10 protein-coding genes and 1 pseudogene are annotated in these 10,651 nt (G+C 44.5%); 8 read left to right on the plus strand and 3 right to left on the minus strand.

Going from position 1 to position 10,651, the window contains the following annotated elements:
* A pseudogene (locus tag PN470_RS19865) lies at nt 1-347 on the plus strand (hypothetical protein); the annotation flags it as partial.
* 287 nt (nt 348-634) lie between these two features.
* Complete coding sequence (locus tag PN470_RS19870; RefSeq protein ID WP_002763635.1) at nt 635-922, plus strand: YggT family protein; 288 nt, start codon at nt 635-637, stop codon at nt 920-922.
* On the opposite strand, the gene PN470_RS19875 is transcribed toward PN470_RS19870, so the two are convergent.
* Nucleotides 919-1,359, minus strand: a complete 441-nt coding sequence (locus tag PN470_RS19875) for a hypothetical protein (RefSeq protein WP_002732285.1) — start codon at nt 1,357-1,359, stop codon at nt 919-921. The genes PN470_RS19870 and PN470_RS19875 overlap by 4 nt on opposite strands.
* Before the next feature lie 483 nt (nt 1,360-1,842).
* Here PN470_RS19875 and grxC point away from each other — a divergent pair, with 483 nt between their 5' ends.
* From grxC to PN470_RS19905, 6 genes are all read left to right on the plus strand, one after another.
* Nucleotides 1,843-2,103 carry a glutaredoxin 3 gene (gene grxC, locus PN470_RS19880; RefSeq protein ID WP_002791228.1) on the plus strand — a complete coding sequence of 87 codons (261 nt, stop codon included), beginning with the start codon at nt 1,843-1,845 and terminating at the stop codon, nt 2,101-2,103.
* Nucleotides 2,104-2,118: 15 nt separating this feature from the next.
* A complete protein-coding gene (gene gshB, locus PN470_RS19885) occupies nt 2,119-3,099 on the plus strand; it encodes a glutathione synthase (protein ID WP_271937671.1) in 981 nt (326 codons plus the stop codon).
* 149 nt (nt 3,100-3,248) lie between these two features.
* Entirely contained in the window at nt 3,249-3,560 is a 312-nt protein-coding gene (locus PN470_RS19890; protein ID WP_002734463.1) for a DUF2499 domain-containing protein, read from the plus strand.
* Nucleotides 3,553-3,870: a DUF3593 domain-containing protein gene (locus tag PN470_RS19895; protein WP_016516825.1), complete on the plus strand. Its 318-nt coding sequence runs from the start codon at nt 3,553-3,555 to the stop codon at nt 3,868-3,870. Before PN470_RS19890 ends, PN470_RS19895 begins: the two co-directional genes overlap by 8 nt.
* A gap of 151 nt (nt 3,871-4,021) precedes the next feature.
* Nucleotides 4,022-5,041, plus strand: a complete 1,020-nt coding sequence (locus tag PN470_RS19900) for a glycosyltransferase (protein WP_272104982.1) — start codon at nt 4,022-4,024, stop codon at nt 5,039-5,041.
* Between the two features lie 117 nt (nt 5,042-5,158).
* On the plus strand, nt 5,159-6,034 hold the full coding sequence (locus PN470_RS19905) for a Tab2/Atab2 family RNA-binding protein (protein WP_016516823.1): 876 nt from the start codon (nt 5,159-5,161) through the stop codon (nt 6,032-6,034).
* Between the two features lie 44 nt (nt 6,035-6,078).
* Here the strand turns inward: PN470_RS19905 and PN470_RS19910 are convergent, their stop codons facing one another.
* Together PN470_RS19910 and PN470_RS19915 are read right to left on the minus strand one after the other, a co-directional pair.
* On the minus strand, nt 6,079-7,548 hold the full coding sequence (locus PN470_RS19910) for a carotenoid oxygenase family protein (protein WP_024971245.1): 1,470 nt from the start codon (nt 7,546-7,548) through the stop codon (nt 6,079-6,081).
* 114 nt (nt 7,549-7,662) lie between these two features.
* A complete protein-coding gene (locus tag PN470_RS19915; RefSeq protein ID WP_272104983.1) occupies nt 7,663-9,834 on the minus strand; it encodes a glutamine synthetase III family protein in 2,172 nt (723 codons plus the stop codon).
* Nucleotides 9,835-10,651: the final 817 nt, after the last annotated feature.

Genomic DNA, 10,651 nt, shown 5'->3' on the forward strand with positions numbered 1-10,651 from the left:
ATCCCGAACCCAACCCCAATTATCTGGGATTATTAGGCAGAATTGTCCTTAATACTGTCTTAATTGAACCCTATCGCAATCCTCCCAATCGGAGCGAGATTCGCAATTGTTTAGCGAAACTTTTGGCGATTTTATCCGAACTGCAAAGACAAGCTAAACGGGAAAATCAGAGCTACAATGAAGATAATGCCCCTCGTTTGTGGATTTTATCCCCTTCCGTTGGTATCACTGTTTTAGAAGGATTTGGGGCAAAGTTAAGACCAGATTAACCAGAAAGAGTCTATTTTCTTACCTCGCTTTATCGCACGGCAATTATCGCTATTAATCAATTGCCTATCACTCCTGAGAGGTAGTGATTCGGTAAATACTCGGGAGCATCTCACTTGTGCGCAGAATACAAAGGTTATGGAAAAACTACTTGAATAATCGGAGACTCCCCAAAAGGAAAACTTCGTACCTCACTATTAAGAAAACTGCTGTATCCAGTTTTCTTACCCGGTGTCCGTCAACCCCGATGAATGCCGATAGCTGGTTAAAACCAGTCAGATAAGGCGGCGAGAGTAACTAAAGACCATTTTTTTGGTAAGATCAAAGCTAAACTAACCATCACGCCCTCTTGAGGAAAGATTTATTTATGAGCGATATAGGGTTTATTTTGACGATAATCAACAATTTCCTGCAAATTTACTCGGTAATCCTAATTGTTAGGGTTTTACTGACTTGGTTCCAAAATGCCGGTTGGGCCTATCAGATTATGTCTTTTCTCAGTCCGATTACCGATCCCTATTTAAACCTCTTTCGCTCGATTATCCCACCCCTAGGCGGGATGGACTTGTCCCCGATTCTCGCTTTCCTGCTGCTCAACGTTGTTCAGAGTGTCGTAGCCACAGGGGCCAGCAGTTTGGTCAGCAGCAGTTTCTAAATCCGCGGATCCACACTACTGGTAAAACCGGAAGCTTTGAATTTTTCCAGTCGCAAGGGGGTTGGTTGATTGGTAGAAACAGAAATTCTGATCTCGAAATCACTAATCCCCGGTGGCACTTCGGGAATTGCCCCCACCCGGCTACGATTTTGTAAAGCCGGTTCCCCGTTAGCATCGTAAATCCGACCAAAAACATCGGCATCATAGACGGTTTTTCCGGAATTATTTTTAGCTTTGCCGGTGATTAAAAAACAATTAGCCGGAAAACTGGTTCCCCCACTGGTGACACTCCCCTCGGCTAATTCGGGGGGACAGTCTTTGTAAGATACATCTAATAGTTGAATTGGGGTCAAAGCTTGAGCAGTAGGGATGATAAGCAAGCTAGACAGCCAGAAAAGAACAGAAAGCAGCCAAACGGTGAGCGAGCGTGGTGTCATAGATGAGTGATTTTACGGTATGATTTCCCCAATACTTAGATTATCGTGGATCGTCACCCTTTGAAATCAGCTTTTTTAGGACTCTCATGGATCGAGATGAGATTGAAACCACTCTCAAAGCGGCTTTTCTCCAGTGTGAGGCTTTATTCAACAACAAAAAGAAATGGCTCTTCTGGTGTTTGTGTGGAAGGAAGAAGAATAGGGATAATTTGGGTGCATCTCAATTTGGTCGAAATATCTAGAGGACGTTTTGGGCGCACGCGGTGCGCCCCTACCATTGGCGCAATAATATTATTGTAGGGGCGAATTGCATTCGCCCTCGTTGATTAACGAAGGCGGTCGGCAGGAGGCGGTCGGCAGGAGGGAAAAGTACCACTTTCAGGCTTGGCGGTGCCAACTTTGGCATCGGGACTGACCTGAAGGAAGATCACTGCTCGGTTATCGGCTAAAATTTAAGATATGTAAAGAAGGGAGATAAATTTTATGGCCGCTAATGTTGAGATCTATACTTGGAGTTCCTGTCCTTTCTGTATCCGCGCTAAAGCATTACTCAAGAAAAAAGGAGTGGAGTTTACTGAATATTGTATCGATGGTGATGAAGAAGCGCGAGCCAAAATGTCCGATCGAGCCAATGGCCGTACAAGTGTACCACAAATTTTTATAAACGATCAACACATCGGGGGCTGCGATGACATCTATGCTTTAGATAGAAGTGGTGGTTTAGCTCCCCTGTTGCAGAATTAAGGATAAAAACTATTAATGAAACTAGCCTTTATTATCGATCCGATCGAGTATCTAGATCCGGGCCATGATACCAGTGTAGCTATCATGGAAGCGTCCCAACTATTAGGTCATGAAATCTGGATAACTTCCATCACGGCTCTCAGTGCAATTGCGGGAAAAGCTTGGGCAAAACTGACTAAAATTGAACTGGTTCCTGTGGAGTTAAAAGATAATCATTGGGTGGCTGTATCTCAATGGTATCAAAGACAAGAGACAGTTTTTACCTGCCTAGAAAACTTCGATTTTGTCTGGATGCGAAAAGACCCACCCGTGACAATTGCTTATCTTTATGCCACCTATTTATTAGATCTGATCGACCCACAAAAAACCCAAGTAATTAACTCAACTAGGGGTTTACGCCATGCCAACGAAAAGTTATATACTATTCACTTTGCTCAGGTAATGCCCGCCACAATTGTTTCCCAAGATAAAGCAACGATTAGGGAATTTGTCAATCAAAAAGGTGCGGCAGTTATGAAACCTTTAGGGGGCAAAGCAGGGGAGGGAATTTTATTTCTTAGTCCCGAAGATCGCAATCTCAATTCAATGATTGAAATTAGCACAAAATGGGGACAAGAACCGGTAATGATTCAAGATTATTTACCAGCTGCCAAAGAAGGAGATAAACGCATTATTGTCCTCAATGGTGAACCGATCGGGGCAGTTAATCGCATTCCCACTGGTTCAGAATTTCGCGGTAATATGGCGGTGGGTGGACGGGTGGCAAAAACAGAAATCACCGATCGAGAATTAGAAATCTGTGCCACTTTAGCCCCAAAATTACGAGAAGATGGCCTATATTTTGTCGGATTAGATGTGATTGGTGGCTATCTCACGGAAGTTAATGTCACCAGTCCCACTGGCATTCGCGAGATCGATCGATTAAACAATGTTAGTTTAGGTCAACAGGTGATTAAATGGCTAGAAAGTTTTGCTGGTGCCAAGGCTCTGCCTTGACACACAATATTTAAGGCTCTTAAAATATCCTTCAGGTAGAACATGGGAACGAGATAAGAGAGTAGGAAACTTCTATTTAATACTGCTCACTTAAAACTCAAATCTGATAACTGATAACTTACCCACTGATAACTGATAACTGTAAAAAAATGAATGCTTTATCAATACCGACGTGGATAGTTCATGTATCGAGTGTCGTAGAATGGATAGCGGCAATCTGGTTAGTCTGGACCTATGGCGACATCAGTAGCGATCGATCGTGGCGAATGTTATCTTGGGGAATGTTACCCGCTTTAATTGGGGCCATGTGTGCCTGTACATGGCATTTTTTTGATAATATCAGTGCCTTATCCTGGTTAGTCACCCTACAGGCAGCCATGACTGTCTTAGGAAATTTTACCCTCTGTGCTGCCGGTTGGTGGCTGTGGCGTTCCAGTAAAATCAGCGTTAACAATGAATAAAGACAGTTTATTTGCCATTTCCCTGTTTCCCTATCTGGGGTTTCTTTGGTTTGTCACTCGTTCAGGAAAAATGCCCCGTTTAGCCTTAATTGGCTTTTATGTGCTGTTAATCTTCGTTTTTATCACCATTCCTGCTGGTATCTACGCCAAAATCCACTACGGTAAAGAATTAGCTAACGTCGATTGGTTACACGGCAGCGCCGAACTTTTCCTCACCCTCTCCAATATTCTCGTCGTCTTAGGTTTTCGTCAGGCAATTTTAGCCAAAAAGCAAACAGGGAGCAGTGAACAGGGAACAGGGAGTGGATAATGGGAAGTGGGAAGTGGGGGGTATTTTCAGGGAACAGTGGACAGTGAACAGTAAACAGTGAACTGACAACTCACATCTGATAACTGATAACTGATAACTGATAACTGAATTGTGATACAATCGCCCCAAAACGTCCCAGCGTCAGTCAACTATGTACCCGATTACACCGTCCATCAGTGTCAACGAACCAAACCCGCAGGCTGCTGTCCAGACTTTATCGGTAGTGGTTCCCATTTATAACGAAGTGGACAGTATCTCCCATCTCGTGGAGAGTATCGCCTCGATTTTGCGTTCTTATCGAATTAACTACGAGATTATCTGTGTTGACGACGGTTCTAAGGACGGTTCCACCGAGGTTTTAACTAATTTAGCCAAAAATCGCGATGATCTCAAGGCGGTAATATTGCGACGCAACTACGGACAAACCCCGGCTATGGCTGCCGGATTTAATTATGCCACGGGACGGGTCATCGTTACCCTCGACGGCGATTTACAGAACGATCCCAATGATATACCCCTATTATTGGCCAAATTAGAGGAAGGTTATGACCTCGTGAGTGGCTGGCGCAAAAATCGCCAAGATGACCGGGTAAAACGGCTTTTACCCTCAAAAATAGCTAATTGGCTGATAGCAAAGGTAACAGGGGTCAAATTACAGGACTACGGTTGTTCTTTGAAAGCCTATCGAGCCGAATTAATCGCCGATATGAATCTCTACGGGGAATTACATCGCTTTTTACCCGCGTTAGCTTTTATTGAAGGGGCAAAAATAACCGAAATTCCCGTTAATCACCACCCTAGACGGTTCGGACAGAGTAAATATGGTTTAGATCGCACAATTCGCGTGATTATGGACTTATTTACTGTCTTTTTTATGAAAAAGTTCCTCACCCGTCCGATGCACATTTTTGGACTCTATGGACTGTTATCCATGGTAGTGGGGATTATTTTAGGCACTTATCTGACTATTCTCAAACTCGGTTTCGGACAAGACATCGGCGATCGACCTTTGTTAATCCTGGCTGTGTTATTCTTTTTAACTGGGGTACAATTACTCTGTTTTGGTCTTTTGGCAGAAATTTTGATGCGAACTTACCATGAATCCCAAAAACGTCCTATCTACCGCGTTCGTACTGTTGTCGGGGATAGGGGATTTTTCAGTGAGCAGTAAACAGTAAACAGTGAGCAGTAATCAGTGAAAAGAAATCTCGGAACTTGCCACTTAATATTGTTCACTTAAAACTCAAATCTGATAACTGATAACTGATAACTGATAACTGAAAAAAATATGACTATTTGGGAACTTGATTTTTATTCGCGGCCGGTGGTGGATGAAAATAATAAAAAAAGATGGGAATTATTAATCTGTGAAACTCCGGCAACAATCGATCGCTCCTCCGATACAATATTTAAATATGCCAGTTATTGTCCTAATACGATGGTTAATTCCCAATGGTTAGGAGAGGCAGTTACTGCAGCTATCAAGGCAGCGGGGGTAACTCCCAAAAAAATCCGCTTTTTCCGTCGTCAGATGAATAACATGATTAGCAAAGCTTGCGAGGATATCGGTATTCCCGCTTCCCCTAGTCGTCGCACTCATGCTTTAACGAGATGGATAGAAGAAAGAATGGTTAATTTCTATCCCCAAGAAGTTGGTTATGATCAAAATTTAACTAAAACTGCTTCCGTGAATTATCCCCCTTTAAATGCTGTTCCCCTTCCCGATGCTGTCCGGGGAGATAAGGCCGATAAATGGGCTTTTGTCACGCTAGAATTGTCTTCTTTTAATGATTTAAAAGATTGGGATATTAGCTTCGGAGAAAATTTGCCTATACTGGGGATGGGATTAGATGAGAATCTAAAAATCCCCGGTTTAGTTATTTTTTCCCCCCGCGCTTTACCCCTAGCTGGTTGGATGTCAGGGTTAGAAATGGCCTATTTAAAGTTAGAAACTGGTTCCCGTCCCGTGCTACGTTTAGAAACGGGTGCTAGTGATAGCTGGATTCTCGTCAACGTCACTAATACCGAGACTTTAAAGGAAGCCAAAAACTTTGAAGAAGCTAAACAAAAAGCCAATAATCTGCATTTTTTAGCCATTCAATCTAACCCTGAATCGGAATCCTTCGCTGGTTTTTGGCTACTACAAGAAGGATCTCAAGAGTAAAGTTTAGTGAGGGTGGGTTTTCAATCCACCCCCACAGAATTAACTTAAAAACATTGTCTAGTCCAACTACCGTGTAACCCGTAGGGAATATGATGTTTAAGATGGATAACTGCTAGGGAATTAGTGATATCTTTAGCATCTAAGATTACCGTATTTGATCGATGATTGGCTGCATCGTAGGTGACTACCAATAACCAACCATCATCTTCAGCGATTCCATCGGGTTTAGGCACAAAAATTGGCTCACCTGCGAATCCCCGGGGGGCAAAAGAATGTAATTGTTTTTCTCCCGTTAATAAATCCAGTTTTAAGATTGCTTGCAAAGGAGCATTACCAGTGGCATGATGAGCGGCAGCGATGTATAAATAACGGTAATCTCGACCAACTTTTGCAGGATTAATGCTGGGAAACTCACAACAATGCTCTAGAATACATTCTCTTGTAACGGTATTTTCTGATAAATTTAGTGTAAATCGCCACAGATGTCCGGGAGCTAAACTATCAAAATCTACCGATTGAAAATTGCTATTTGAATCCAGTTGTGGTAAGGATTGATAACAAATAGAATCAATATAAATTTTCTCCCCTTGTTCAAAAGCATTGCTATGATGGAAGACAAAACCCGATGGAGTTTCTAAAACTTTCACTTCTCCTTTGTTAGGATCCCGGGGGATAATAATAATCTTAGTTAACTTGTCCGGTTGATTGATAACGCATTCTCCCGCACCTTTTAACCCAAAAAGAAAGGGAAAAGGATTATAACCAACCGGGTTTTGGAAAAAGATAGCGTAGTGGGGAGTAATAACAAAATCGTGGATAAAACAAAAGCCTGGTATGCTGTGGGTATGACGACGTAATAACTTACCCGTGGGACTAATTTCGTAGAGAGTAATGGCACTCGACAAACCCGTTTTGATGGCAAAATTTACCAGACATGGTTGATGATTATCGAAAATACAAGCGGGATCGATGCGAGGATGAGCGGCAAAAGCATCGCCTTTTTCCAAGATACCATCGAGGTAGTCTAAACCAATAGTATCAAGCGTTTTAGAATCGAGGCGATGGGGTTCGGCCGCTTCCCAAAGTGCCAGTAATTTATCACCCCAGTAGATAACATTAGTGTTAGCAATATTTTTCAGACGCAAATCAAAAGCATTGCCGAAAACTCCCCCCGGTTTTTTCGTGCCGAAAACACCGCGATAAAGGGGTTTTCCCGCTTTCTGTTCCTGGAGATAACCTTGGGTTTTAACAAAACGATTACGATAATGTACACGCCCATGATTGAAGCTAATCGCGCTGATCATACCATCCCCATCAAAGGGATGAGCGATCGCCGTGCCAGCGATATCGAGTAAACCGGGGCCGTTTTTAAAGACTGTACCCTGTAAATCGGGGGGAATTTGCCCCTCGATGTCTTCTACCTCGTAATCGTACTCGTTAGGTTGGGATTGATAGCCTTTTTGCCAATCCTGACGATTATAGGATTTTTCGCCAATTGTCGGAGTTAATACCATGGTAGTTTTAAGTTTATATTTACTTTTCTTAACATAACTTAAAACTACCAGAGATAAAAAGAAGGGGGTGGCCAATCATTTTTTCAGCCCATTTACCCCCTCCTTGTCGTCATGTTATTTAACAAACAACATTTCTTGATAGGTAGGTAGAGGCCAGAAATTGTCGGCCACTTCTCCTTCCAGTGTGTCAGCATATTCGCGCACCTTATCCATCAAGGGACGGATCGTTTGAGCGGAATGCTGCATATGTTCCTCGATCGAGTCAAAATCGTGTTTAGCAATGGCCTCACTCAGTTTGGCAACGCTATCCATCATTAACTTAATCAGATTCGAGACGGTTTGGGCGCTTTCCTTATTGATCTCGATGCCGATCGCCGCCGCATTAGAGATCGCCGAGGACAATTCCGACAAGTAGCGAACAGCAGCCGGATAAATAATCGTTTTAGCCATACTCACCACCAGTTTCGCCTCCACTTCGATGGCCAGCAAATACTGTTCCGCATAGACATCAAAACGACTTTCCAGTTCAACGGGGGTAAGCACACCCATGCGGGTAAACAGTTCTTCAATATAATCGGCCCTCAGCACGGGTAAAGCATCGGCAGTGGTGCGGAGATTAGCCAAACCGCGCTCTTCTACCGCCATTTTGTGCCATTCCGGGGAATATCCGTTACCTCCGAAGATCACATTTCTGTGTTTGTCCATGATCTCCTTGAGAACACCCTGGGCAGCAGTCTTGAGGTCTTCCCCTGCTTTCATCCGGCTTTCTAAGTTATCCGCCACCCAAGTCAGGGAATCGGCTAGAATCGTGTTCATCGCCACCAGCGGCCCGGAAACTGACTGATTAGAACCCACAGCGCGGAATTCAAAGCGATTGCCCGTAAAAGCAAAAGGAGAGGTACGATTGCGATCGCCAGGATCCTTGGGGAATACCGGCAGGGTATCGACACCGAGATCCATCAATCCCGGGGCATCAGAACCCTCAATTCGGCCTTGGCTAATTTGGTCGAATACCTTTTCTAACTGGCTGCCCAAATATACGGAAATAATGGCGGGGGGAGCTTCATTTGCCCCCAAACGGTGATCATTGCTGGCGGTAGCCACCACTGCGCGTAAAAGCGGCCCGTACTTGTGAACACCACGAATCACCGCCCCACAGAATAACAAAAACTGCATATTAGCGTGGGGAGTATCGCCCGGATCCAACAGATTGCCCTGGGTGGCGTTGCCGACGGACCAGTTAACGTGTTTTCCCGAACCATTAATTCCCGCAAAGGGTTTTTCATGCAGTAGGCAAACAAAACCGTGTTTTTTAGCCGTACTTTTCAGCAAAGTCATAATTAACTGCTGATGGTCACTGGCCACGTTGGCAGCCTCGAAAAAGGGCGCAATCTCGAACTGTCCGGGAGCGACTTCGTTATGGCGGGTTTTGGCCGGAATGCCGAGGCGATACATTCTTTCCTCTACTTCCTGCATAAACACCTGAACCCGTTCGGGAATCGCGCCAAAATAATGATCGTCGAACTGTTGACCCTTGGCGGCGGGTTTACCAAATAGGGTGCGACCGGTGAGCAGTAAATCGGGGCGACTATGGGCAAAATGAGCATCGACTAGGAAATATTCCTGTTCAGCGCCGCAGCTGGAGTTAACGGGGGCGACCTCCGTATGTCCTAAGAGCTTAAGCACCCTGGTGGCGGCTTTACTCATCGATGAAATCGAGCGTAAAAGCGGCGTTTTTTTGTCGAGGGCCTCTCCTGTCCAAGAGATGAAAACCGTGGGGATACACAGGGTTACACCATTATCCGTCTCCATGACGTAGGCCGGACTGGTGACATCCCAAGCGGTGTAACCCCGCGCTTCAAAAGTGGAGCGAAGGCCGCCGTTAGGAAAGGAGGACCCGTCCGGTTCCCCCTGTACTAAGACTTTGCCCGTAAATTCTGTGATCACTGAACCGTCGCTCTGCACGGAGATAAAACCATCGTGTTTTTCGGCGGTGGCGTTAGTCATCGGATAGAAGACGTGAGCATAGTACAGCGCCCCTTTGGACGTGGCCCAATCCTTCATCGCAGCCGCTACCGCACTGGCGATGGAAACGTCTAATTTTCCCCCGGTTAAAATCGTGTTTTTGACTGATTTGAATACGTCTTTGGGGAGACTGGCCTGCATTTTGCTCAGGGTAAAGACATCGGTTGCCCAGAGGGCCTCTAAACGTTGAGGAAGTTTGCTAGGTAGGGGTTTACGATCCGTTACTTGAGAGATAGCTTGAACACGCGTTCCATAACTCATAAGTATTTTTCCTATTGTTTTGTGTCGTGGATGAAGGGTTACTTTACTTAGGCGATGACAAGTTTCCTACTAACTTTGATGTTGAATTCCGGTCAGAGGCTATTCTCCGCTTAATAATTTTGATCCCACGGCACAAGCTTCTCTGCGGTTTTTATCTGCTTGCGCCGGCCTCTTTTCCGATCAATGAGCAACACCAGCCTTAATCTTAAGAACAGATGATCGAGAGATTTGTATCAAACATTACAAATATCCCAAACCCTATCTTCCACAAGCGATCGCACTGAGAAAACGGGTTTCTTTGAGAAACCCGTTTTCTGGACTTAGGGCGATCGCTCCTCACTCCCCCTCAACCCAGAAGATTTGACGAAAAACAGAGATAAAACCCTATAAAGGCGATCGCACCTCACTCCCCCTCAACCCAGAAGAATTGACGAAAAAGCTAGATAAAACCCTATAAAATCGATGAAAACAGCGATAATTGACAAAATCGGGGGGGGTGATAAGCTTTTTCCCATAATTTACCCGAATAAACCGATGGCTACTCAAAAAAGCTCATTCTTAAGCCGCTCCTGTTCCTTAAAGCCTGTCTCAGATTTTCTCGGGACAACAATCGGCATGGCAACTGCTGTCACCCTCGGAACGGTAGTTAGCTTGCCCGCACAGGCAACTACTCTATTTAGGGTTTGCTGAATAAATCTAAAAACCTTGTTGGATAAGGCTTTTAGACTTTTTTTCCCTGAAAAAGTGCCTACCATTGGAGTGATTGGGGGGAAAATTTAGGGATTTTTTCCCTGAAAATTAGGTAATTGACCACCTG

The sequence above is a fragment of the Microcystis sp. CS-574 genome, assembly GCF_028329095.1.
GTDB classification, from domain to species: Bacteria; Cyanobacteriota; Cyanobacteriia; order Cyanobacteriales; family Microcystaceae; genus Microcystis; species Microcystis ichthyoblabe_A.

What these genes read in the sequence shown, in the direction of transcription:
- PN470_RS19870 (WP_002763635.1), top strand. Translation starts at nt 635, where the DNA reads ATGAGCGATATAGGGTTTATTTTGACGATAATCAACAATTTCCTGCAA.
- PN470_RS19875 (WP_002732285.1), bottom strand. Translation starts at nt 1,359, where the DNA reads ATGACACCACGCTCGCTCACCGTTTGGCTGCTTTCTGTTCTTTTCTGG.
- grxC (WP_002791228.1), top strand. Translation starts at nt 1,843, where the DNA reads ATGGCCGCTAATGTTGAGATCTATACTTGGAGTTCCTGTCCTTTCTGT.
- gshB (WP_271937671.1), top strand. Translation starts at nt 2,119, where the DNA reads ATGAAACTAGCCTTTATTATCGATCCGATCGAGTATCTAGATCCGGGC.
- PN470_RS19890 (WP_002734463.1), top strand. Translation starts at nt 3,249, where the DNA reads ATGAATGCTTTATCAATACCGACGTGGATAGTTCATGTATCGAGTGTC.
- PN470_RS19895 (WP_016516825.1), top strand. Translation starts at nt 3,553, where the DNA reads ATGAATAAAGACAGTTTATTTGCCATTTCCCTGTTTCCCTATCTGGGG.
- PN470_RS19900 (WP_272104982.1), top strand. Translation starts at nt 4,022, where the DNA reads ATGTACCCGATTACACCGTCCATCAGTGTCAACGAACCAAACCCGCAG.
- PN470_RS19905 (WP_016516823.1), top strand. Translation starts at nt 5,159, where the DNA reads ATGACTATTTGGGAACTTGATTTTTATTCGCGGCCGGTGGTGGATGAA.
- PN470_RS19910 (WP_024971245.1), bottom strand. Translation starts at nt 7,548, where the DNA reads ATGGTATTAACTCCGACAATTGGCGAAAAATCCTATAATCGTCAGGAT.
- PN470_RS19915 (WP_272104983.1), bottom strand. Translation starts at nt 9,834, where the DNA reads ATGAGTTATGGAACGCGTGTTCAAGCTATCTCTCAAGTAACGGATCGT.